The following is a 23,086-nucleotide window of genomic DNA, read 5'->3' on the forward strand; positions in this document are numbered from 1 at the left end:
AAACCCCTTGGGTTATTGAATATCAGGCCAAGCCATGCGCAGGATGCGGCCTATGAAACAGATCCTATCTTTCTTGGCTGTTCTGGCCCTGATATCGGTCGCAAGCTCTGTGGCAGCCGCGGATTGTTATGCCGATTACAAGGCAAAACAGGACAACCCCCTGCGCCTGCACTATGGGGTGATGCAAGTGTCGGCCTGCGACAAGGGCAAGGCGACTCAAGAAGTGTCGCAACGGCTGCGCGGGTCGGGCTGGACCTTGCTGAACGTGATGTCGGTGTTTGGGCCGGAAGGGCTGGGTAAAAGGAAGGCAAATGCCGGACAATTCTATCTCCGTTACTGAGGCCCGACGATCCGGAGTACGTCTGGTCGGCGCAGGAATTGCAGCAATCGTGTTGATTCTGGTGACGGCCGCCATCTTCCTGTTCTGGACTCTGCCCGATGCAAACGCCTTTAACGCCCGCGTCGAACGCTTGTTTGTCGAAAGCGATCTGACCGCGCAGACCGAAATCCGGCTGCTCGAGATTCTGGCCCAATCGGGTACGGCGTTTGCGGATACGCTCTCAAGCTATCGGATGGTGATTTTCGTGTTGTTGGTGTTCGCCAGCGCGATGCTGGTCACCGCGCTTGTGTTTCTGGTCATGTTGGTTTTGCTGAACCGGCGCATGGCCCAGATCGAACGTAAGGGTATACAAGTTACGTCCCTTTTGATCAGCCGCGAAGAAAACACTGTTTACCTCAACAACATGGATTTCAAACTGACCCCCGCCGCGATGGAGACCTTGTCTGTTCTGGCTGAATCCCGGCTGGATGACGAGATGCTGTCAGGCGCCCAGATTGAGGCTGTGATTTCAGGCAAGGACGCTGCCGATTGCGACGAGGCCGCGGGCGCGACACGGATCAAACGGTTGCGGGATGCGTTGGGCAATCAGATGGTCAGCGAGTTGCTGGTCAAGAACATCGCCAAAAAAGGGTACATGCTGTCCATCGAGAAAGACGTCATTCAGATGGTTTGATTGCGCGGTTCACGCTCTCGAAAAATGCGCCGCGCCCCTTGGAATAACTGCGCAAAAGCCCCATCCTTTAGGAACCTGTGCCAAGGAGGTTACCTATGAACGTCCACGCAGCACCACAGTCCAGTGGCTATGGAATCACTGTCGAACGATTGAATGGCTTGGTCTCGGTATACCGAGGTGACATCCTGCTGGCGCAAAGCGCGGACGCCAAGGTGATGTACGAAACACGGTTGCCGCCGATGATTTATATCCCGCGCCAGGATGTTCTAATCGACCTGAGCGCTGAAACCGATCTGCAAACCTTCTGCCCGTTCAAAGGCACCGCCACCTATCAGGACGTGTTACTGCCGGGCGAAACCTTGGCAAATTCAGTCTGGGCTTACGAAGATGCCCTGCCTGAAAGCAAGATCATTCAGGGCCATATAGGGTTTGCATCAACCGCCTATGATCGGATGGATTTGGGCGACAACCGGCTTAAGACGCCGGATGACGGCAATATCAGCGGCCCGCTGATCGACTGGTTGATGCGGGGGGCCTCGGACATCAAGACGTCCGAGGAGTTTACCAAGGCGCTGGCAGAAAAGATGCTGGAACACGGGATCGCAATTCAGCGGCTGAGTATTCTTGTCTGGTCGCTGCACCCTTTGATCGCAGGAAAACACTACATCTGGGAAAAGGACAAAGACGAGATTTCGACCAATGTGCCGACCTACGAAATCCATGATCATCCCGCTTACATCAACAGCCCCCTGCGCCATGTTTCCAATGGGTTGGGCGGTGTACGACAACGCCTGAATGATGAGAACCCGCACAATAGCTTTCCCATTATCGAGGATCTGCGCGCCAAAGGTGCGACCGATTACGTCGCTATGCCGCTGCCGTTTTCTGACGGGCGCACCAATGTCATAACGCTGACCTGCGATCATCCGGATGGCTTCACCACCGAGAATCTGGGGCTGGTATTCGAATGCTCCTCGGTCATCGCGCGGTTCTACGAGGTGTTCATGCAGCGGGAAAACGCGCAGGTCCTTCTGGAAACCTACGTGGGCAAACGCTCGGGCGCGCGAGTGCTGGGCGGTGAAATCCGGCGGGGTGACGGGGACGAGATTGATGCGGCAATCATGTTCTGTGATCTGCGCAACTCGACCAGCCTTGAAGAACGGTTGGGGCGGGAAACCTACATCAGTCTTCTGAATGATTTCTTCGAAACCGTCTCTAACATCGTCCATGAGAACGCAGGTGAAGTCCTGAAATTCATCGGAGACGCGGTTCTGGCTGTCTTCCCCGCCGGGGAAGATGCCCAGTCGGCACGTGACAATGCGCAGAAAACGGCTGTGCAAATAGTCGAAAAGCTGGGCGAGTTGCGTCAATCGGGATCAGACATTCATTGTGATTGTTCGATCGGCGTGGCCTTTGGGCGCGTGACTTACGGCAATGTCGGGTCGCGTGAACGGCTGGATTTTACAGTGGTCGGCCAAGCCGCCAATATTGCTGCACGCCTTGGGGAGTATGGCAAAACAGTCAATCACCGGATCGTGGTTTCGGCCGATATTGTTCCCGCATGTGCCGACGCTATCCCACTGGGTGATGTTAAGCTTCACAATGTGTCGAAACCGGTCGAGTCCTATGCGCTGCGAACGGCTGCTGACGCCGTCCTGAACGGCTGAAACCACAGTTCCTGTTTGAACGGGTTTCGATTAATCCTGCTGGCGTGACGCCAACGGCTAACCACCCAGCAGGATCAGGGCTGTTTGCGCTGGCGAGATCGTGCTTTGCAGCTGGGAAATCTGACTTCGAGCCAAGTACCTGTCCGTCAATTGGTCGATTGCAGATTCGTCAGTGAACTGGCTCAGATCTTCTGATCCTGTTGCACGAGACAGCCGGTCTTTGAACACCTCTAACTGCCGGTCCAGGTCGAGTTGCGCGAAACTGGATGGCAAACCAAGCGCTGTTTCCATCACGCTGCGCAACGGAGGCAAACCCATCAGATCAAACCATTTCGTATCCGCGCTTGTGTCTTCCGCCGCGAGATCAGCCAAAGCATGGCGCGCATAGAGCGAAATACGCATCGTATCGTCGCGTTCTCCAACGGCAACTTCGAACCGCGAGACAACATTGTCGCGCGCGATGTCTTCCATGAACGTGACCAGGCCAGTGCGTCGAATTTCACCTGGGCCCAAACCAAAAGCTTCGGAAAACTCTCGGTACCGGCCATCTGCCAGCCGATTGGACAAGGCGTCATCCGCGCTGGTGCCGTCCGACAATATCTTCTGGATGAAGTAGCGATTATTGATATCACCCTCCAGTCCAAACGCACCCAATGCAACCTGAAGCAACCGTCGGTCTGAAACCAGATCCTCGGCGGTTTGCACTTTGCCAATGTTGTCCAAGAAGTATTGCGACTCACGCTCATTGACGGCAGACGATGCAAAGCTCTCGATCTGCGCGTCATAAGTGCGCTGCAGAAAACGCCAGCCAACAATGCCGCCAGTGGGAATGACCGGCTGGAATGTCATTGCTGATAGGCCATCAACCGTTCCTCACGCGGCAACAGCGCACGCAAGGATTTGAGACATTTGTAATACTGCTCGGTCAGTAGCGCTTCGGTTGCTTCAGCCAGAACCTTGCGACTATCTGCGTCGGTAAACACCTGGCTCAGTTCCTCAACCCGGCGCAACAGCTGTTGGCGGGCGTCTCCCGGCTCCATATCGCCCGACAGGACAAGCTGTGCGGCATAGCAAACACGGCGGACAGGTGTATTGACCTCATTCGGGTGAATTGCATCGCGCAAACGCAACACATTCGCCTGTGGGGTCATGATCGAAAATCGGCTTCGACGATCGCCATTTTCAACGACTACCCCATTGATTAACACTCTCTCTTTCGGGGCGAGTTTTAGAACAAGTCCTCCCATCAGGCAGTCCCCCTCTGACGGAGACCACGCAGTACAGCCATATTGATCTCGAGCAATGGCTCAACACTTGCCTTGTTGCCCAGAACCTGGCTGCTGTGTTGTTCGGTAAACTCGGCCAGATAGAAAATCCGGGCGCGCAGCTCATTTGGTAGCGCGTTGTCGGAATCTGTGACGCCACTGGCCAGTACCGTCCACAGGCGGCGGTTTTCGTGCAACGCGTGAACGAATGCCCCAAAATCCGATTTCTGGCGCGCAGCCGCTGCCTTAAGGCGATGTGTGATCTTTGAAATCGCCTCATACTCGGTGTCTCGCGGTGTGCGGGTCGGGGCGGCGGTTTGTGCATACGCACGCTGTGCAAGAGTTTGCGGAGTCACTTGAAATCCTTCCAATAGGCCGTCTGCGGGCGATCAGGGACGGGGCGCGAAACCACGCCCCGTCCAGGTTCCTGAACTTAACGGAACAGCGACAGGATCGACTGTGGTGCCTGATTGGCGATCGACAGCGACTGGGTGGCCAGCTGCTGTTGCACCTGCAGGGCCTGCAGACGGGCCGAGGTCTCTTCCATGTCGGCGTCAACCAGCGAACCGATACCGGATTTGAACGAGTCCGCCAGGTTCGAGATGAACTCTTTCTGGGTTTCGATCCGGCCCTGCGACGAACCGAAGGCCGCCGAGGCATCAATAGCCGTGTCGATCAATGTCTCAATCGTACCCAGAGCGGCGGTGGCACCGGCACCGGTGGACACATCAATCGAAGACAAAGCACCCAGACCACCAGAACCAGCATTGGCGAACTGACCACTGACAGTCAGGTCATTGCCACCGGCATTGGTGAAATCGAGTGTACCTGGTGTGCCGCTGTCATAATCCACGGTCAAACCGGCGATACCCAACTCGTCAACTTTGCCTTTCAAAGCAATGGCAACGATGTCAGCCGTTGTTGTCGCTGCAGCATCATCAGCGGTCACGGTATAGGACACGGTCTTGTCGCCAACAGTAAGGCTAACGCTGTCTCCGGCTGCAAATGCGGTGGCGTTTTCGGCGATTTCAATCTGTTCGTTACCGCCACCATTATCCAGCGCGATCGCGACAGTGTCACCGTTGGCCGAGGCACCCGCTGAGCTGCCCGAGAAAATGTCATTGGCCGTATAACCCCCAACCGACAGATCCTGCCCCGTCACGGTAATGGAAGAAGCCGTAACAGCGCCCGTCGCATCACGATCCAGCGAAGCCAGAATAGAAGCTGAACCCGCCGACCCGTTAACCAGGTTAAGCCCGTTGAACTGGGCCGCTCCGACAACAGCGGTGATCTGATCGCGCAGCGCGGTTACGTCGTCGTTGATCTTGCCGCGATCCACGTTGTCTTCCTGCGCCGCGACGATCTTGCCTTTCATCTGGTTCAGCAGGTCAGTCACGGTTTCCGATGCGTTCCGCGCCACCGCGACAGTGGACTCACCCAAGGCGAGGCTGTCTTTGATCGCGTTGAACCCTTTGACGTCGGATTCCATGACTTTCGAGATTGCCCACACAGCCGAGTTGTCTTTGGCCGTAGCAACATCTTTACCGGTCGAGATCGCGTTCTGGGTCATCGCCAGGTTCTTGTTGACCGATTTCAGAGTCTGCAGCGCAACCATTGCGCCATTGTTGGTCAGAATGCTGGACATAGCTTCTTCCTTTTTTCGTATGGGCCCTTTGCGCCCGTGCTAACCCCGCACCACATGCGGGCTTTAACGTCTTTCTGATCATTGCGATCCGCCGTCGGGCTGTTCGCGCCACCTGCTGTTTCAGATGCCCGACCACCTTTGCCGCCGATCCCCTAACGGAGTGCTAAAACCCAAACGCGGAAAAATTCGGATTTGAATCAAACCGACATCTATGCCCGTTTTTCCAGTTTCGGGTGACTACGGACCGCGAAGCCGTTGCGTTGCCCATCAGCCCCGTAAGTGCTGAATTCCTGACGCACCCGGCGCAGTTCGGCCATGCGCGCGGCCACAGCGCGAATCCCATCCGCCGCGCTGTTCAGCAGTGCCTGGTTCCGCTCGACCTTTTTTTGCACGCGAATCAAATCCTCGCTGTCGAACACATCCAGTTCGTTGATCGCCCCAATCAGTTTTTCCTTTGCAGGGACCATATGATTAAGGCGATCCAGATCACCTTCGATCAGAGCAGAGCGCTCCAGATCCAAAACCTCTTCAAGAGACTGCACCAGATCAGGTTCAGATTTTGTCGGCATTGGTTTTCTCCATCATGGACCGCAAAAGAAATTCTGAAAGGCCAACGCCACCGGATTCGGCCAACTGGCGTGCTTGGTGCTGAACAAGAAAAGATGAGAACTGGTCTTCGCCCGCACCGCCACCAAAGGCTTTGCGCGCTTCACCCAACCCTGCCGACTTGAGCATTTCCGAAAGAAACGCTGCCTCAATCTCGACCGCGGCAGAGCGCAGCCTGTCGGATGTGGTGGGTGTTTGATGCGTAGGTAAGGTCGCAGAGATCTGCATTGTTTTCTCCGAAATTTACGTCGAACTTTCTTGAACAAAGGCGAAAGCGGTTAAAATAAACGTAACTTCCTGCAGGTAGATTTCGGGTCACACAACCGGAGTCGGAGCAAAATGCCCAACCCTCTTACAGCGGCGATGTCAGCGCCGACCACCCATGCAAAAGGCAACCAGAACGCGCAGGAACAGCCTGAACAGAAAGAGGCGGGTTCGTTTCAATCCGTTCTGGACGAGCAAACAGAAACGACCACCGGTGATGCCGAAACGCCGGATGTTCCGACGCCAGAGGCTGAGGCGGTACAACATGAGCTGCCCATCAGCGACGAACCTACAGATGCCGAGCCTTTGCCAAGTGACCAACCAACCTCGTTGGCCAATGGCAATCCTGAGGTCCAACCAGATCGCGCCATTCTAGATTTTGGGAATGCACTAGCGCCGGAAAAACCGGCGGTCAGGGGCGAGGCGGCGGCTGCCATCATCGTCAAGTCGGATAAACCAACCCAACATTCCGGCCGTGTCGCGTCTGATCTGCCGCATGTTTCACCGACCAAGACTCCCGTGCCCGTAGCGCCTGACGTTAATCGGGCGGTGAATTCGACATCACTGGCCCAAGCAACTCAAACGTCGAAGCCGCCTACACCGGTTCTGTCAGAAAATGCAGCCGATCCGAATCTGGTCGAGCCAGTTCAGGACGCTCCGGCCGCGCAGCCACGCACGCCAATCAATACAGCGACCAGCCTTGTTCAAATGCAGATCATGGCGACAGAAAAAAACCCTGTTGTCCCCGACGTTACCAACACACCCGAATTAGACGAAATCTCGGCTTTCAAAGATGTATCACCCACATCCTCAGCCCGCGATACGTTGGCGGCCGCGCAAGCTTTGACCGCATCTGCTCGCGCCGAGACGGCCCGCGCCGTCGCGGGTCAAATGGCTGCGGCAATCCACGCGCGACCGCAATCAGGTATGATCGAGATCGCTCTTAACCCCGAAGAACTGGGGCGTGTTTCGATCGTCATGAATGGCCGTGACGATGGGCTGCATCTGACGATCGCCACCGAACGCCCCGAAACACTGGACATGATGCGGCGGCACATCTCGTTGCTGGAGGCCGAGTTCAAGTCCCTTGGACTGGGGGATTTGTCTTTCGATCTCGGGACTTCGTCTGACACGGGATCGGACGAACAGAACGATGCGCACACTGCGGCATCAGAACCCGAACACGCGACCCAAGCGCAACCAGACCCTTCGGCCCGACCAATAATTGGCACCCTAGGGCGCATCGACATAAGGCTTTGACAATGATCACTCCTATTCAATCTGCAACTCAACCCGGTAACACGGCACAGACCACCGCACCTTCGGTTTCATCCGGGCTGGCCTCGGATTTTGAAACCTTCTTGCTGATGCTGACGGCTCAAGCAAAGAATCAGGACCCTCTTGAGCCGTTGGACTCGACGGAATACGCCTCGCAACTGGCGCAGTTTTCGATGGTCGAGCAACAGGTCCAGACCAACGACCTTCTGACTGGTCTGGCCTTGTCGATGGGCAACGTGGATATGGGCGAGCTTGCCAGCTGGGTCGGGATGGAAGTCCGGTCACCGGCCGCGTTCCGCTTTGATGGCCAGCCCGTTACTTTGCTTGCGCAGGCCAGCGCGGCGGCGGACAGCGCCGTCATGGTCATCCGCGACAAGGACGGGGCAGTGATCGACCGCATCCCCGTTCCGACCGATCAGGCAGAGTTCGAATGGGCAGGCACAGACGGTACCGGCACGCCCCTGCCAACCGGCTCTTATTCGGCCACTTTGGAAAGCTATGACGGCGAAGAGCTTGTGTCACAACAGCTGGCCGCGGTCTACAACCGGGTGGTGGAAGCACAAATTGGAGAGGGTGCTGTCCTTCTGACCTTGGAAAGCGGGCAGGTTGTGCCGGTTGGAGACGTGACTGCAGTCAGAGCGGGCGCTTGATCTAAGAGGCGAGACAGGCCAAAGGTTTGCAACCCTCGACTCGTTTTTCAAACGGTGATCCCGCTGCCTGACCAGACGCCTCCTCCACAAGACCTTGTCAACCGGCTGCGGGACGCCGGGCTTATCGGAGCGGGTGCGCAGTTTCGCACCTTGTATGGCGGGCGCACCAATCAGGTGTGGAAAGTGCTCGGCGGAGATGGTGACAAGGTCCTAAAGCTCTACCGTGCCAATCCGTGCAATCCCCTGTTTCGCAATGATCCCGAACTTGAGGCGCGGTGTCTGCGCGCATTGGAACAGACCGGCTTTGTGCCGCGTTTGCGAACCACCGGGACGCATGGGCAGGGTCATTGGGTATTCTACGACCATGCGCCGGGATCGCCCTGGTCGACCGGGCCAGAGGCTGTCGGTGCATTATTGCGCGATTTGCACGACCTTAAAATCCCGGTTCAGGCCCCAGCCGGGTGCAACGGAAGCACCGATTTGGAGGCTCACACGCTAAACATTCTGAGCGGGTGCGAGTCCGCGATGAAGGCCCGCCTCAACCGAATGCGCCCGACGGCATCGGTTCCGCCGTCTCACCAAACCTGCTTGATCCATGGAGATCCGGTGGCCGGCAATATTCTGGTCGACGGTTCGGCATTGACTTTGATCGACTGGCAATGCCCCGCACAGGGCGACCCCTGCGAAGACCTTGCCATGTTCCTGTCGCCTGCCATGCAGCAAGTCTATCGCGGCGCGCCCCTGACCCCCGATGAGGAAAACGCCTTTTTGGCGGCCTATAATCACCCGGCCACAACGTCACGCTATCTTGCGTTGCGTCCCTGGTATGCCTGGCGCATGGCGGCCTATTGCCTGTGGCGTATCGAGCGCGGGGCCGAAGACTATGCAAAGGGTCTGGAACTGGAACTCGAGTCACTGTGACCGGGTCACATGTCCGCAAGCCCCATCATCCAATAGGCGGGCGGCATCAGTGCCCTCCGCCAGGGCCCCAGCGGAAACCGGGGAGGAGTGCGCGTCATCGGAGTGGGAAGCTGCGGGCCTTGACCAATGGCCAACTGGGCAAGTGCGCGCCCGCAATAAGTCCCCATTGCGACGCCGTTGCCGTGGAACGCAAACCCTGCAAACATGCCAGGCTGGCCCGAAACTGGCCCCACATAGGGCGTTAACCCCCGTGTCAAACACACCATTCCCGACCAGATATTGGTGATATCCACTGCGCTCCATTCCGGGAACGTCTGTGTGAAGTCACGTTGAACCTTATGGCGAATCGCGGCCTCAGCTCGGGGTGAGGATCGCAGCCCGCCGCGCATTCCAAACAGGAACCGCCGGTCGGGCATCAGCCGGAAATAATGCAGCAGGTGCCGCGTGTCATAAGACATCTGATCCGTGGTCCAGCCTTGCGCCGCCAACTCGAAATTGGTCAAGGGACGAGTCACCAGTACCGTGGACTGGGCGGGCATGTAGCGCCCGGACATCCAGTTCGGCACATCCTCGCTGGAATACCCATTGGTGCAAATCAGGACATTTGATGCACGCACTTTCCCTACAGGTGTTGTGACCTCAAAACCCTGAGCGATCTTTTGCAGTGTCTGAACGGCGCTTTTCTGAAACAGTTTTGCACCATTTCGCTGCGCCGCTTCGGCCAGTCCGAACAAGTATTTCCGGGGATTCAGGCCAAATCCCACAGGGTTCGTATACCCGCCATGAAACGCGCCACCAAAACCGAGACCGGGCAAGTCCTTGGCTTCGTGCAAAACTCCGGTCGAATCCGCACCTTTCCTAAGGGCTGACATGGCCCGCGCATTGTGCGCCAGCTGGGTTTCTCCTTTCGAATGGACATCCGCCTCAATCCGATGGTCCCTTAGGAGACCAGCCACGAGATGAACGGCGTCCGCTTCGGCTTGTCCGTATTCACGCGCAGCAGAAGCTCCGAACCTGCGGGACATTGCCTTCGGGCTGAGTTTTGAACCACCCAGACAGCAGAACCCACCGTTTCGCCCGGACGCGCCCCAGCCGGGCGTCTCGGCCTCAAGCACAGCAACAGACGTACCCGCTTGCGCCAAATGTAGCGCCGCGGAAAGGCCCGTGAACCCACCACCCACAACCGCGACATCAACCGTCAGGTCTCCTTTCATTTCCGGCCAATTCAGGCTGGGAATGGTTTCATCCCACCAGCATCCTTCCCGGGGTCCGGGGCCATAAGTGTAGTCCGGGAACAGCCGTTTCATTCGGTACGCGCCGCGGCCATTTCATCCTGCTTTTGTCGCATCATGGCGCGTTTTGTCACCAGCGACGCGGTAATGACGCCCACTGTCACGACGGCGATCATCAACGTTGACAGCGCGTTGATCTCGGGGCTGACGCCCAACCTGACTGCCGAGAAGATCTTGATCGGCAGGGTTGTGGCCGACGGCCCCGAGGTAAAGGACGCAATCACCAGATCATCCAGCGACAGAGTAAAGGCCAGCAACCAGCCGGAAATCACGGCAGGCGCAATGATCGGCAGTGTCACTAGGCGAAACGCTTGCGCGGGCGAACAACCAAGGTCAAGAGCGGCCTCTTCCAGCGACTGATCGAACGTGACCAAGCGCGACGAGACAACGACCGATACGAAACACATCGAAAAGGTCGTATGCGCCAGAACGATGGTCAGGATACCGCGATCCAGCCCGATGCCTATGAACAATAGCAGCAACGACAGGCCGGTGATCACTTCGGGCATCACCAGCGGGGCGTAGATCATACCGGAGAACAGCGTTCGACCGAAGAAACGCCCGCCGCGCACCAGCACATAGGCGGCGGCGGTGCCCAGAATGGTCGCCAGCGTAGATGAGAACACAGCCACCCGGACTGTCACCCATGCCGCATCCAGAAACGCCTCGTTCTGGACCAGCTCTCCATACCATTTGGTCGAGAAGCCAGCCCAAACGGTGACCAGCTTGCTTTCGTTAAAGGAAAAGATGATCAGGATGATCATCGGGATATAGAGGAACGCAAATCCCAGCGTCAGCGAGACCGCGTTGAACCAGCTTAGCCTGTTCATTGCTCGGCCTCCGTCTGTTTCTGCTGGTTTCGCTGGAACAGCACGATTGGGATCACAAGGATCAGCAGAAGCACTACCGCCACGGCGCTCGCCACCGGCCAGTCGCGGTTCGAGAAGAACTCCTCCCACAGTACCTTGCCAATCATCAGCGTGCCTGACCCGCCCAGAAGCGAGGGGATCACGAACTCGCCAATCACCGGGATCATCACAAGGAAACAGCCTGCTATGATACCGGGGCGCGACAGCGGGACTGTCACAAGCCAAAAGGCCTGAACCCGCGAACAACCAAGGTCTTCGGCGGCCTCGATCAGGGATTCGTCCATCCGTTCCAGCGCCGAATAGATCGGCAGGATCATGAACGGCAGATAGGTGTAGACGATGCCGATATAGACGGCAGTGTTGGTGTTCAGAATGGTCAGCGGGGTCGAGATCAACCCCGTCCACAGCAGCAACTGGTTCAGATAGCCTTCGTTCGACAGGATGCCCATCCACGCATAGACGCGGATCAGGAACGAGGTCCAGAAGGGCAGGATCACGAGCATCATCAGCGTCGGCCGCCATTCAACCGGAGCGCGGGCCATGCCATAAGCGATGGGATAGCCAACCAGCAGCGTGAAAAACGTGGAAATCACCGCGATTTTGACGCTAGAGAGGTAGGCTTTCCAATACAGGTCATCCTCGGTCAGCCAGACGAAGTTTTCGAAATCCAATTGGCTGAAGAACTCTTTGATTCCTGACCAGCCCTGCGAGAAGTCCAGCGTCGGCGTGTAAGGCGGGATCGCCAGTTCGATATCCGACAGCGAGATTTTCAGGACGATAAAAAACGGCACCAGAAACAGCGCCAGCAGCCACACATATGGGACGGCGATCAGAAAGGCGCGGCGCATCAGTCGGCCAGCAGAACCGCAGCCGTTGCTGTCCAGGACAGCCAGACCGGGTCTTCCCAGGTAAAGGACCGGCGCGAGATACGGCGGGTATTGGCCGTCTGCGCCTTGATGATCGTGCCGTTGGGCAGCTCCACGTAATAGGTGGACAGGTTGCCCAGATAGGCGATGTCATGGACCTTGCCCTGCACCGCATTGATCGCGTCCGCCGGGCGGTCGGCCGAGATAGTTACCTTCTCGGGGCGGATCGCCAGATGACAGGCCTGCCCCTGCGCGAACCCATTGGCCGAGGTCGCTGTCAACGGGGCCTGCCCTTCGGCCCAATCGATCTGATAGGTGTCTTCGCCATTGGCGGTGGCGCGGCCTTCGATGATATTTACGTCGCCTATAAAGTCGGCGACATAGACCGAGTTGGGGTTCTCATAAATCCGGTCCGGCGTGGCGACCTGCATCAGCTGTCCCTGATCCATCACGGCCACGCGGCTGGCCACGGTCATAGCTTCCTCCTGATCGTGGGTCACGATGACAAAGGTGGTGCCGGTCTTTTCCTGAATATCCATCAGTTCAAACTGCGTGTCCTGCCGCAGCTTCTTGTCCAGCGCCCCCAACGGCTCGTCCAGCAGCAACAGCTTGGGCGCTTTCGCCAAAGACCGCGCCAGCGCAACCCGCTGTCGCTGCCCGCCCGAGATCTGGTGCGGTTTACGACGCGCGAATTGCGTCAGCCGGGTCAGACGCAGCATTTCCTCGACCCGCTCCTCAAGATCATGCTTGGGCATGTTGTCCCGGCGCAGACCAAAGGCGATGTTTTCCCAGATGCTTAAGTGCGGGAACAGCGCGTAGGACTGGAACATCATGTTTACCGCCCGCTTATTTGGCGGGATCGGGTCGATATCCTGACCGCCCAACATGATGTGGCCCTCGGTGGGTGTTTCGAACCCCGCCAACATCCGCATCATCGTGGTTTTGCCGCAGCCCGATGGCCCCAGCAGAGCGAAAAATTCTTTCTCGAAAATATCCAAAGACAGGTTGTCGATTGCCGTAAAGTCTCCAAACCGCTTGGTGACATTCTGGAATTGGATCAAGGGTTTCGCCTGTGGGTCTTCCCACGGCGCAAAGACGTCAGAGTTCACTACAGCCCCCGTTCGGCAATTTTGGGAAAAACGGCAGGGCGGAAAACCCGCCCTGCCTTAGGAAATCGGATCAGGTACCCGATTTGATCTTGGTCCACAGACGGGTCACAACCCGCTGCGTTTTTGCCGGGTAGGGCGTGGTGATGTAGAGATTCTGCATCGTTGCGTCGTCCGGATAGATCGCCGGATCGCCGATTACGTCTTCCTCAAGAAACTCTTGCGAGGCCTTGTTGCCATTGGCGTAGTACACATAGTTCGACGCCGCAGCCATGTTGTTGGCATCCAGGATGAAGTTCAGGAACTTGTGCGCGCCTTCTGGATTCGGAGCATCTGCCGGGATGGCCATCTGGTCAAACCACATCAGCGAGCCTTCAGCGAACGGATGGTATTCTATCTCGACCCCGTTATCGGCCTCGGCCGCACGGTCGCGGGCCTGTAGAATGTCACCTGACCAACCCACGGCCACGCAGATATCACCATTGGCCAGAGCGTTGATGTATTCCGAGCTATGGAACTTCTGGATATGCGGACGCACGCTGGTCAGAACTTCTTCGACCTTCTTGATGACGTCTGGATCGTGGCTGTCCGGATCTTCGCCCAGATATTGCAACGTCATGGGGATCATCTCGGCAGGCGCATCCAGGAAATGCACACCGCACCCGGCGAGCTTCTCCATGTTTTCCGGGTTCAGCACCAACTCCATGCTATTCAGCGCGACGTCATCGCCCAGCGCCTCTTTGACCTTACCAACATTGACGCCGATCCCCGTGGTTCCCCACATGTAGTTGATCGAGAAGGCGTTGTCGGGGTCGTATCCTGCGGTCCGTTCCTGAATGACGTCCCAAAGATTCCCCGAGTTATCCAGCTTGGAAGTATCCAGTTGCTGGAAAGCCCCCGCTTGAATCTGGCGCTGAAGGAACGTGCCGGACGGAACCACCACATCATAGCCTGACCCACCGGCCAGCATCTTGGTTTCCAGAACCTCGTTGCTGTCGAACACGTCGTAAATCAGCGTCAGGCCGGTTTCTTCCTCGAATTTCTGCAAAAGGTCTTCGTCGATGTAATCCGACCAGTTGTAAACACGCACTTCTTCAGCGAAGGCCGCCGAAGTCCCCAATGCGATGACCGCTGTCAGTGTCAGCGTTTTGATTGACATTTTATTCTCCCTGCAAGTGTGCGGGTATTTTCCCGTTTTTTTGGATTTGATCAAGTTTTGCGTTTTTCCCCGATCCGTCGTATGGTTTCACGAGGTCAGGCACCTGGCAAGTCAACACAATCGCAAACAGGGCAAACCAATTGGATTTGATCAAAAATAAGGCACCGAGGCCAGTGGCCGATGATCAGAAACGACCTGCCCACGAGCAGGTCTATCAGACGCTGCGCGCCCAGATCATGTATGGCGATCTGGTCCCCGGACAGCCTGTCACCATTCAAGGGCTGACTGATTCGCTGGACGTTGGCATGACCCCTGTTCGCGAAGCGATTCGCAGGCTGATCTCTGACGGAGCACTGATGTTTCAGGGCAATCGCCGGGTCAGCGTACCTTTGCTGAAACATAGCGATGTTCAACAGATGATTTTCGCTAGAATTTCAATAGAATCAGAGCTTTCCAGACGCGCGACAACCAACATGAGCGCTGTCGAAATAGATCATCTGGCTCAGATCGATAAACAGTTGGACCGTACCATCGCCGACGGCGACGTCGGCGGATATCTGCGCCTCAACCACCTGTTTCATGAAACGCTCTATTCCTACGCAGACGCTCCGATTCTCAACGATTTGGCGGAACGGTTATGGCTGCGGTTCGGCCCTTCACTGCGTGTCGTTTGCGGTCGTTTCGGAACCCAAAGCCTGCCCGACCGCCACAAAGATATCATAACGGCGCTCCGCCGTAAGGACCCCGACAGGGTCGCGAAAGCCACCGCGCAGGACATCGAACAGGGAATGGAGCTGATGGCAGGTGCCTTGTCATCTACCTAGATAAATGCGATTCGATTGACAGAAAAAAATTTGATCATATTGTGACCGCTAATCGCTCTTGCAGGAGATTCCCCGATGTCGACCATCACAAATCACATGCCGACTGCCGAATTGCAGGCACTGGATGCCGCCCACCACATGCACCCCTTTTCGGCCAATGGCGCGCTCGGGAAAGAGGGTGCCCGCGTCATCACCCGCGCCAAGGGCGTCTATCTGACCGATAGCGAAGGCGAGGAAATCCTGGATGCCATGGCCGGTCTTTGGTGTGTCAATGTCGGGTATGGCCGCGACGAGCTGGCCGAGGCAGCTGCGCGACAAATGCGCGAACTACCCTACTACAATACCTTCTTCAAAACCACGCATGTCCCCGCCATCGCGCTGGCTAAAAAGCTGGCCGAACTGGCGCCGGGCGATCTGAACCATGTGTTCTTCGCTGCTGGCGGGTCTGAAGCAAATGACACCAATATCCGTCTGGTTCGCACTTATTGGGCCGAAAAAGGCCAACCCGACAAGAATATCATCATCAGTCGCCACAATGCCTATCACGGTTCGTCCGTTGGCTCGGCCTCGCTGGGGGGTATGGCGGGGATGCACGCGCAGGGTGGTATTCCGATCCCGAACATTCACCACATCAACCAGCCGAACTGGTGGGCCGAAGGCGGCGACATGACGCCCGAAGAGTTCGGTTTGGCCCGCGCGCAGGAACTGGAAGAGGCAATTCTTGAACTGGGCGAAAATCGCGTCGCGGCCTTCATCGCCGAGCCGGTTCAGGGCGCAGGTGGCGTGATCGTCGCCCCCGACACCTATTGGCCCGAAATCCAGCGTATCTGCGACAAATACGATATCCTGCTGATCGCGGATGAGGTCATCTGCGGCTTTGGTCGCACTGGCAACTGGTTCGGGTCGCAAACCGTGGGCATCCGCCCCCATATCATGACCATTGCCAAAGGCCTCAGCTCGGGTTACGCGCCCATCGGAGGTTCTATCGTCAATGATGAGATCGCCGAGGTGATTGGCGGCACCGAATTCAACCACGGCTACACCTATTCCGGCCACCCGGTCGCCGCCGCGGTGGCACTGGAAAACCTACGCATCCTCGAAGAGGAAAAGATCGTGGACCACGTCCGCGACGTCGCCGCCCCCTACCTGAAAGAAAAATGGGAGGCGCTGGTCGATCACCCGCTGGTGGGTGAAGCGAAAATCGTAGGTATGATGGCCTCGATTGCGCTGACGCCCGACAAAGCAAGCCGCGCTAAGTTCGCCTCAGCCCCCGGCACCGTCGGCTATGTCTGCCGCGACCGTTGCTTTAGCAACAACCTGATCATGCGCCATGTGGGGGACCGGATGATCATCTCACCTCCGCTGATCCTGACCCCATCGGATATCGACGAGATGTTCGTGCGCATCCACAAATCGCTGGACGAAGCCCAGGCCGACATCATCGAACAAGGGCTGATGAAAGCCGCCAGCTGATCCGCGCAGTTTCATCTGGCCAAATATATCTCGGGGGAATCGCGGCTTGCCGCGATGGGGGCAGAGCCCCCTCCTCTACCTCAACCGTTCTAGCAACCGCAGGGTTGGATAGCCATCCGGTACCAAACCCTGCGCCAACTGATAGGCCCGCACCGCGTTGACAGTATTCGGGCCTGTGCGCCCATCGATTCCTTGGGTATCGAACCCAGCCTGGGTCAAAAGGCTCTGCAGCTCTTTCTTTTCGGTAAAGCTCAGTATCCGGTCATCGCGGGGCCAAGATGCCTGAAACGGGCTGCCACCGACCAGCCGATCCGATAAATGACCGATCCCGATCACATAGGCGTCGGCACCGTTGTATTTCTCGATCACGTTGAAATTGTCGAATATCATCAAGGCCACGCCTTGCCCGCCTGCCGGCAAGAGAATGGCCGCCTTCCCATGATCCGGAATGGCCTGCCCGTCGCGTCCAACAACACCAAGCGCGGCCCATTCGGATGGCATCAACCTGTGGTCCCGCTTGGCCGAAGCAAAATCGAAACCGTATGGCAACTGCACTTCGATCCCCCAGGGTTGACCCTTTTTCCACCCATGTCGCGCCAGGTAGGACGCCGCCGAAGCCAAAGCGTCTGTCGGGTCGTCGGACCAGATATCTCGCCGTCCGTCGCCATCAAAATCCACCGCATGTTCCAAATACGAGGTCGGCATAAACTGCGTATGACCCATTGCGCCCGCCCAACTGCCTGTCATAGCACCGGGCACGACATCGCCAGCCTGAATGATCTGCAAGGCCGCCACCAGTTGCGCCTCGAAGAAAGACGCCCGACGTGCGTCGAACGCCAGCGTTGCCAGCGACCGGATCGTCTGATCTCCGCCCCGAAACGAACCATACGAGGTCTCAAGCCCCCAGATGGCCGTTACAACTTCTTTCTCGACGCCATATTGCGCTTCGATCCGGGTCAAGACCGCGTCATGGCGCTCCAACCCGGCGCGTCCATTCGCAATTCGCCGGTCTGATACGGCAGAGTCCAGATACTCCCAGATTGGCTTCGAGAACTCGGCTTGATTGCGATCGCGCTTGATAACGTCCCAATCGTAAGTCAGCCCCGCCAATGACCGGTCCAACGTCGTCGCAGATATACCTTGCTGCAACGCGCGTTCGCGGAACGCTCCCAGCCACGCCTGAAAGCGCGCATTCCCTTCGGTTGACACGCGGATCTCCTTAAACTCTGGCCGAACAACCGGCCGTATCGACACGGTGACATCGGCCGATGCGAGCTCGTGAATCTGTGGGCCATTGGCCGAGTTGATAGGATCCGCCTGCACTATGGATGCCCATAATGCAGCGGTCATGACGCCGCTTACGCATTTTTGCATTCCGATTTTCCTGATTACTGCTCAACACCAAGGTAGCGCATAATGGCGAAATCACAAAGAGCTCAGGTTTCGTCCTCGCGGAGTTTTGCTGCCCGCTCGGCCCGCAACCGATCCAGCGCTAGCCGAAGCAGAGGCACCCTGTTGGGCCGGAAAAAGTCTTCGGTCAGGGCCATGTCGCGCATACGGTCCAGCCGGAATATTCTGAAGTCCTGCCGTAAATGGCACCAACTGATCAAAACGCTTGCCCGGTCCATATATACGATACTCAGCGGATTCACCCGACGACGGGTGGCATCCCCCTTGGCATCGGTATAGGCAAACTCGACTGTGCGTTCATCCCATGTGGCTTGTCTCAGATCGCGCACATCGATGGTTGGCCGGGCCGGGCGATCAAACCGGGTGGCCGTCAGGACGGCGTGTGACAGGCGATGCGACTGGCGGTGTGGCAAGCGTCCCTGCAGCTTGCGCAGAACCGCCCCAGCCGCATCTGCCAGACCTGGATCGCCAATGGATTGCACCTCGCGCAAGCCCAGAACCAGTGCCTCTAGCTCGTCATCGGTGAAGCCCAAAGGCGGCAGAGTCGCATCCTCGATCAGGGTGAACCCAAACCCTGCCTCTCCGTCGATGACAGCTCCCAGTCCGCGCAAAGCGTCGATGTCACGATGAACGGTGCGGGCTGAGACGCCCAGATCCTGCGCCAGTTGGACCGAAGTCTTGGGCGACGGGCCAGAGCGCAAGGCTTGCATCAATTGGAACAGGCGAGCGGTGCGAGACATATCGCAATCTAGACTAAGGCTAATGACAGAAACTGTCATTATGGCATCTTATCCAAACGGCATCTTAACGACTCCGGAGCCAACGATGCTGACCCTTCTGACCTTCCCTGCCGCCTTTGGCCAATTCAGCGCCAGCCCTTTTTGTGTCAAAACGGCTTATATGTTGCAACTGTCCGGCCAAAGCTGGCAGCGGTCCGATATGCTGAACCCATCGAAGATGCCCCACCAGAAATTGCCTGTTTTGCGCACGTCTCAAAGGCTGGTGGCCGACAGCGACCTGATCCGGGACTGGCTGGAAACACAAGGGGCCAATTTCGATGCAGACCTTAGCGACATTCAAAAGGCCCAGTCCCGCGCCCTGATCCGCATGGCCGAAGAACATATCTATAACCACGTCGTTCTGGATCGCTGGGGCAATGACGAGGTCTGGCCGATCCTGCGCGATATGTTCTTCACCGAGGTTCCTGCACTGATCCGTCGCCCCGTGACCCACGCAATCCGCAAATCGGTGATGAAGCGAATGGACGGGGCCGGTGTCTCGCGGTTCTCGGATACTGAACGCACAGATCGCCTGGAACGTGACCTCGAAGCGATATCAGCTTTTCTGTGGCAGTCGCCCTTCCTGTTCGGTGAAAGCCCAACCGCCGCAGACATGAGCGTCGGGCCTGTACTGGCCGCGATGCGCGCGACGCCAAAAGAAACTCAGCTGACGCGACGCATCAAAACCGATACCTTGCTTAACAGTTATTTGGACCGGTTAGAGCAGGCGATCCCGCTATGACGCCCTTTCAAGACCCCGCTGTTCAGTCCGTTTTCGACGGGTACAAGCCAGACACCCACAAGGGTGTGCTGGCCCTGCGTGAATTGATCTTTGAAACGGCCCTAACTCTTCCCAGCGCCCAACCGCTGCAAGAGGCCTTGCGCTGGGGGCAACCCGCCTACCTGGCACCCAAAGGGTCCACAATCAGGTTAGGGGGCCACAAGACCGCCAGTTTCGCCCTGTTCGTCCATTGCCAAAGCCGTCTGATCAGTGATTTCACTTCGGCCTTCCCAGACGAGGATCGGCTGGAAGGCAACCGGGCAGTTCTTTTCGAAGACCCCCGCCAGATTGACGCGAACCGCCACGGATGGCTGATTGCGCGGGCGCTGACCTATCACCTCTGACGGCGTTTGCGTTCGACTTTGCGTTTGATCTTGTCTTTCTTGCGCTTGTTGCTGAGCGCCTTTCGGCGCGCGCCACGTTTCACCGGACCTCGCCCACGCGGCAGGGCCTGATCGTCGATGGACAGCAGCTCCAGCTCCAACCCGCCCGTAACCGGCGTCGCCTCAGTCAGGCGCACCGTGACGCGTTGGCCGATGGCGATAATCAGCCCGGTGTCTGATCCCATCAGCGTCCCGGCCTCGCGGTCGAAATGAAAAAACTCACGCCCCAAGGATCGCACGGGCACCAACCCATCAGCGCCGGTTTCGTCCATCTTCACAAAGGCCCCGAACCGCGCAATACCACTGATGCGGCCGGTGAACTCGTTACCCACCCGCTCGCTCAGATAGGCGGCCAGATAGCGGTCGGTTGTGTCACGCTCGGCCATCATCGAACGCCGCTCGGTGTCCGAGATATGGGTGGCGGTTTCGTCCAGCCGCGCGATTTCATTCTCAGTCAGACCATCCTTGCCCCAACCATGGGCCGAGATCAGCGCGCGATGCACGATCAGGTCCGCATAGCGGCGAATGGGCGAGGTGAAATGTGCATAATTCCGCAGCGCCAGACCGAAATGGCCGAAATTCTCTGGGTTGTAGTAGGCCTGCGCCATCGACCGCAGGGTGGTCAGGTTGATCAACTCGGCATCTTCAGTGCCCGCAGCAGCGTTCAGCAGCGCGTTGAGGTGGCGTGTTTGCAGCACCTGCCCTTTCGCAAGGTTCAAACCGGCAGCCTGCGCAGTTTCCCGCAGGCTTTCCAACTTCTCGGGCGCGGGTTCTTCGTGGACACGGAACAACAGCGGGCGGCGTTTGGCAATCAGCGTTTCAGCGGCGGCCACGTTGGCGAGGATCATGAACTCCTCGATCAGCTTATGAGCATCCAGCCGGTCGCGAAACGCCACGCTAGTCACTTCACCGGTGTCGCTGAGGACGATCTTGCGTTCGGGCAGGTCCAGCTCCAATGGCTGTCGCACCGCACGCGCGGACTTCAACGCGGCATAAGCAGCGTAGAGAGGTTTCAGCACTGTCTCCAACAGGGGCCCGGTGCGGTCGTTGGGGGTGCCATCGATGGCCTCCTGCACCTCGGCATAATGCAGAGATGCAGCCGAGCGCATCAGCCCCCGCACAAACCGGTGGCCGATCTTGTTACCCTCGGCGTCGATCTGCATCCGCACGGCGATACAAGCGCGCGGGACGCCTTCGTGCAGCGAGCACAGATCGCTCGACAGACGGTCGGGCAGCATCGGCACAACGCGGTCTGGGAAATAGCTGGAATTGCCCCGCTTGCGCGCTTCACGGTCCAGCGCGGTTCCGGGCTGCACATAGGCGGCAACATCTGCGATGGCGACCCAGATTACATGACCGCCGGGGTTCTTAGGGTCGTCATCAGCGTGCGCGTAACAGGCATCGTCGTGATCCCGCGCATCCGAGGGGTCGATGGTTAGCAGCGGCATATCCCGCAGGTCATCGCGGCCCTTCAGACCGACGGGTTTGGCCTTATCGGCCTCGGCGATCACCTTGTCCGGGAAGTCGTCCGGGATGCCGTGCTGGTGGATCGCGATCAGAGAGACCGCCTTGGGCGCGGTGGGGTCACCCAACCGTTCCACGATGCGGGCACGGGGCAGACCCATGCGGTTCTTGGACCCGGCCTGTTCGGCCTCGACCAGCTCACCGTCTTTGGCGCCATGCACCGCACCATCGGGGACCAGCCATTCATTCTGGCCCGCTTTGTCGATGGGCACGATCCGCCCGCCCTCGGCCCCTTTGCGGAAAATGCCGACGATCTTGCGCGGGTTGGTGCCGATCCGGCGGATCAGGCGTGCCTCATAATTGTGGTCTTCCTCATGCACCACGGTCAGGCGGGCCAGAATCCGGTCGCCCTCGCCCAGAGCCGGGTCACTGGCGCGAGTGATCAACAAGACGATGGGCTCAACCCCTTCACCATGCCATTCCAGCGGGCGGGCGAACAAGTCTCCGTCCGCGTTCGGAGCCTTCACTTGCAGCACACTAACCGGCGGCAGACGATCCGGGTCGCCATAGCTGCGCTTGCGCTTTTCCAGATGGCCGTCGGCCTCAAGCTCGCGCAGGATGCGTTTCAGGTCGATCCGCGCCGCGCCCTTGATCCCAAAGGCTTTGGCGATATCGCGTTTCGAGGTCAGGGTGGGGTTCGCCGAGATCCAGTCAAGGACCTCCTGCTTGGTGGGGATACGACTCATATATTTGGCGTAACACGGGCGTGCGACGGCGTCATGACCAAAAACGGATCAGGGTTTCAGATCCGCCACCGTGTCCACATCGCGCAACGGGTCCAGCAGCGCCACCCGTGCGCCGGAGATCGAGGCCAGCGTGTCGGCCAGAGCATGTTCGGTGGACCAGCGCACATCGCGGAACAGGTTGTTGGGAAGCGCGCCATATCTTTGCGCACCCACCAGCCAATAGCCGCCATCCGGGGCGGGGCCGAATGCCATCTGCGCGGACCCCAACGCCTTGAACGCGCGGGCAATGTGGCTGCGGGTAATGCCCCGAATATCCGCGCCGATCAGGCAGACCGGCCCCGGCGGCATCCCGCGCAGCATCCGACCCATCCGGTCACCCAGATCTCCGCGCCCCTGCGCCGCCCGCGGCAGATCAGCAGGCCAGATTCGGCTGGTCAGACCTTCGCGGTCAGGCGCGACCGCCAGCGCAATCTGCCAACGCGGATCACGCAGCCGCCGGATCAACGAGCGTGTCTGGTGGCGAAACCACCAAGCCGCCCCAACCATACCGATATCGCGGCCCAGCCGGGTTTTCACCCGACCGGGGCGCGGCTCTTTCACCATGATCACGAGAGTGCGCTGCATG

The 23,086-nt window shown here is 58.1% G+C and carries 25 protein-coding genes; 10 read left to right on the forward strand and 15 right to left on the reverse strand.

Annotation, left to right across the window (positions count from 1 at the left end; translation table 11 throughout):
* Positions 1 to 52: 52 nt before the first annotated feature.
* The 3 genes from GOW48_RS13725 to GOW48_RS13735 all read left to right on the forward strand — a co-directional run bounded on the left by GOW48_RS13725 (position 53) and on the right by GOW48_RS13735 (position 2,680).
* A complete protein-coding gene (locus GOW48_RS13725; RefSeq protein WP_170754613.1) occupies positions 53 to 340 on the forward strand; it encodes a hypothetical protein in 288 nt (95 codons plus the stop codon).
* Positions 312 to 1,013, forward strand: a complete 702-nt coding sequence (locus GOW48_RS13730) for a winged helix-turn-helix domain-containing protein (RefSeq protein ID WP_170754614.1) — start codon at positions 312 to 314, stop codon at positions 1,011 to 1,013. Before GOW48_RS13725 ends, GOW48_RS13730 begins: the two co-directional genes overlap by 29 nt.
* A 95-nt stretch (positions 1,014 to 1,108) precedes the next feature.
* Positions 1,109 to 2,680, forward strand: a complete 1,572-nt coding sequence (locus GOW48_RS13735; RefSeq protein WP_170754615.1) for a DUF427 domain-containing protein — start codon at positions 1,109 to 1,111, stop codon at positions 2,678 to 2,680.
* Between the two features lie 57 nt (positions 2,681 to 2,737).
* Here the strand turns inward: GOW48_RS13735 and GOW48_RS13740 are convergent, their stop codons facing one another.
* The 6 genes from GOW48_RS13740 to GOW48_RS13765 all read right to left on the reverse strand — a co-directional run bounded on the left by GOW48_RS13740 (position 2,738) and on the right by GOW48_RS13765 (position 6,424).
* Positions 2,738 to 3,529 carry a DUF1217 domain-containing protein gene (locus GOW48_RS13740; RefSeq protein WP_170754616.1) on the reverse strand — a complete coding sequence of 264 codons (792 nt, stop codon included), beginning with the start codon at positions 3,527 to 3,529 and terminating at the stop codon, positions 2,738 to 2,740.
* Positions 3,526 to 3,927: a flagellar biosynthesis repressor FlbT gene (flbT, locus tag GOW48_RS13745; RefSeq protein WP_170754617.1), complete on the reverse strand. Its 402-nt coding sequence runs from the start codon at positions 3,925 to 3,927 to the stop codon at positions 3,526 to 3,528. Before flbT ends, GOW48_RS13740 begins: the two co-directional genes overlap by 4 nt.
* On the reverse strand, positions 3,927 to 4,301 hold the full coding sequence (flaF, locus tag GOW48_RS13750; protein ID WP_170754618.1) for a flagellar biosynthesis regulator FlaF: 375 nt from the start codon (positions 4,299 to 4,301) through the stop codon (positions 3,927 to 3,929). The genes flbT and flaF overlap by 1 nt, the downstream gene beginning before the upstream one ends.
* 77 nt (positions 4,302 to 4,378) lie before the next feature.
* Positions 4,379 to 5,590, reverse strand: a complete 1,212-nt coding sequence (locus tag GOW48_RS13755) for a flagellin (protein WP_170355420.1) — start codon at positions 5,588 to 5,590, stop codon at positions 4,379 to 4,381.
* A gap of 209 nt (positions 5,591 to 5,799) precedes the next feature.
* Positions 5,800 to 6,159, reverse strand: coding sequence for a flagellar export chaperone FlgN (locus tag GOW48_RS13760; RefSeq protein WP_170355421.1), 360 nt, complete (start codon positions 6,157 to 6,159; stop codon positions 5,800 to 5,802).
* Positions 6,143 to 6,424 carry a rod-binding protein gene (locus GOW48_RS13765; protein ID WP_170754619.1) on the reverse strand — a complete coding sequence of 94 codons (282 nt, stop codon included), beginning with the start codon at positions 6,422 to 6,424 and terminating at the stop codon, positions 6,143 to 6,145. The genes GOW48_RS13760 and GOW48_RS13765 overlap by 17 nt, the downstream gene beginning before the upstream one ends.
* A 111-nt stretch (positions 6,425 to 6,535) precedes the next feature.
* Here GOW48_RS13765 and GOW48_RS13770 point away from each other — a divergent pair, with 111 nt between their 5' ends.
* The 3 genes from GOW48_RS13770 to GOW48_RS13780 are packed head-to-tail and all read left to right on the forward strand — an operon-like array spanning position 6,536 to position 9,309.
* The gene (locus GOW48_RS13770; RefSeq protein WP_170754620.1) at positions 6,536 to 7,720 is read left to right on the forward strand and encodes a flagellar hook-length control protein FliK; all 1,185 of its coding nucleotides are present in this window, start codon (positions 6,536 to 6,538) and stop codon (positions 7,718 to 7,720) included.
* A gap of 2 nt (positions 7,721 to 7,722) precedes the next feature.
* On the forward strand, positions 7,723 to 8,388 hold the full coding sequence (locus GOW48_RS13775; protein ID WP_170754621.1) for a flagellar hook capping FlgD N-terminal domain-containing protein: 666 nt from the start codon (positions 7,723 to 7,725) through the stop codon (positions 8,386 to 8,388).
* 54 nt (positions 8,389 to 8,442) lie between these two features.
* Positions 8,443 to 9,309 carry a phosphotransferase family protein gene (locus tag GOW48_RS13780; protein WP_331251820.1) on the forward strand — a complete coding sequence of 289 codons (867 nt, stop codon included), beginning with the start codon at positions 8,443 to 8,445 and terminating at the stop codon, positions 9,307 to 9,309.
* 5 nt (positions 9,310 to 9,314) lie between these two features.
* Here the strand turns inward: GOW48_RS13780 and GOW48_RS13785 are convergent, their stop codons facing one another.
* The 5 genes from GOW48_RS13785 to GOW48_RS13805 form a co-directional block, all read right to left on the reverse strand.
* Positions 9,315 to 10,616: an NAD(P)/FAD-dependent oxidoreductase gene (locus tag GOW48_RS13785; protein ID WP_170754622.1), complete on the reverse strand. Its 1,302-nt coding sequence runs from the start codon at positions 10,614 to 10,616 to the stop codon at positions 9,315 to 9,317.
* The gene (locus GOW48_RS13790; protein ID WP_170724572.1) at positions 10,613 to 11,431 is read right to left on the reverse strand and encodes an ABC transporter permease; all 819 of its coding nucleotides are present in this window, start codon (positions 11,429 to 11,431) and stop codon (positions 10,613 to 10,615) included. Before GOW48_RS13790 ends, GOW48_RS13785 begins: the two co-directional genes overlap by 4 nt.
* Positions 11,428 to 12,318: an ABC transporter permease subunit gene (locus tag GOW48_RS13795; protein ID WP_170355427.1), complete on the reverse strand. Its 891-nt coding sequence runs from the start codon at positions 12,316 to 12,318 to the stop codon at positions 11,428 to 11,430. Before GOW48_RS13795 ends, GOW48_RS13790 begins: the two co-directional genes overlap by 4 nt.
* The gene (locus GOW48_RS13800; protein WP_170754623.1) at positions 12,318 to 13,445 is read right to left on the reverse strand and encodes an ABC transporter ATP-binding protein; all 1,128 of its coding nucleotides are present in this window, start codon (positions 13,443 to 13,445) and stop codon (positions 12,318 to 12,320) included. The genes GOW48_RS13795 and GOW48_RS13800 overlap by 1 nt, the downstream gene beginning before the upstream one ends.
* A gap of 70 nt (positions 13,446 to 13,515) precedes the next feature.
* The gene (locus tag GOW48_RS13805; RefSeq protein WP_170754625.1) at positions 13,516 to 14,601 is read right to left on the reverse strand and encodes a polyamine ABC transporter substrate-binding protein; all 1,086 of its coding nucleotides are present in this window, start codon (positions 14,599 to 14,601) and stop codon (positions 13,516 to 13,518) included.
* Positions 14,602 to 14,741: 140 nt separating this feature from the next.
* Between GOW48_RS13805 and GOW48_RS13810 the strand changes: the two genes are divergently transcribed.
* Together GOW48_RS13810 and GOW48_RS13815 are read left to right on the forward strand one after the other, a co-directional pair.
* Entirely contained in the window at positions 14,742 to 15,425 is a 684-nt protein-coding gene (locus tag GOW48_RS13810) for a GntR family transcriptional regulator (protein WP_170754627.1), read from the forward strand.
* Between the two features lie 75 nt (positions 15,426 to 15,500).
* Entirely contained in the window at positions 15,501 to 16,898 is a 1,398-nt protein-coding gene (locus GOW48_RS13815) for an aspartate aminotransferase family protein (RefSeq protein ID WP_170754629.1), read from the forward strand.
* A 75-nt stretch (positions 16,899 to 16,973) separates the two neighbouring features.
* Here the strand turns inward: GOW48_RS13815 and GOW48_RS13820 are convergent, their stop codons facing one another.
* A complete protein-coding gene (locus GOW48_RS13820; protein ID WP_170754631.1) occupies positions 16,974 to 18,272 on the reverse strand; it encodes a lytic murein transglycosylase in 1,299 nt (432 codons plus the stop codon).
* 62 nt (positions 18,273 to 18,334) lie between these two features.
* A complete protein-coding gene (locus GOW48_RS13825; RefSeq protein WP_170754633.1) occupies positions 18,335 to 19,048 on the reverse strand; it encodes a helix-turn-helix transcriptional regulator in 714 nt (237 codons plus the stop codon).
* Positions 19,049 to 19,133: 85 nt separating this feature from the next.
* On the opposite strand from GOW48_RS13825, the gene GOW48_RS13830 reads away from it, so the two are divergent.
* On the forward strand, positions 19,134 to 19,829 hold the full coding sequence (locus tag GOW48_RS13830; protein ID WP_170754635.1) for a glutathione S-transferase family protein: 696 nt from the start codon (positions 19,134 to 19,136) through the stop codon (positions 19,827 to 19,829).
* Complete coding sequence (locus GOW48_RS13835) at positions 19,826 to 20,212, forward strand: DUF1801 domain-containing protein (protein WP_170754637.1); 387 nt, start codon at positions 19,826 to 19,828, stop codon at positions 20,210 to 20,212. Before GOW48_RS13830 ends, GOW48_RS13835 begins: the two co-directional genes overlap by 4 nt.
* On the opposite strand, the gene rnr is transcribed toward GOW48_RS13835, so the two are convergent.
* Together rnr and GOW48_RS13845 are read right to left on the reverse strand one after the other, a co-directional pair.
* The gene (rnr, locus tag GOW48_RS13840; RefSeq protein WP_170754639.1) at positions 20,203 to 22,461 is read right to left on the reverse strand and encodes a ribonuclease R; all 2,259 of its coding nucleotides are present in this window, start codon (positions 22,459 to 22,461) and stop codon (positions 20,203 to 20,205) included. The two genes, GOW48_RS13835 and rnr, sit on opposite strands and share 10 nt — an antisense overlap.
* Before the next feature lie 48 nt (positions 22,462 to 22,509).
* Positions 22,510 to 23,085, reverse strand: coding sequence for a TIGR04282 family arsenosugar biosynthesis glycosyltransferase (locus GOW48_RS13845; RefSeq protein ID WP_170754641.1), 576 nt, complete (start codon positions 23,083 to 23,085; stop codon positions 22,510 to 22,512).
* Position 23,086 lies beyond the last annotated feature (1 nt).

Source organism: Ruegeria lacuscaerulensis, from assembly GCF_013033355.1.
GTDB lineage: Bacteria > Pseudomonadota > Alphaproteobacteria > Rhodobacterales > Rhodobacteraceae > Ruegeria > Ruegeria lacuscaerulensis_A.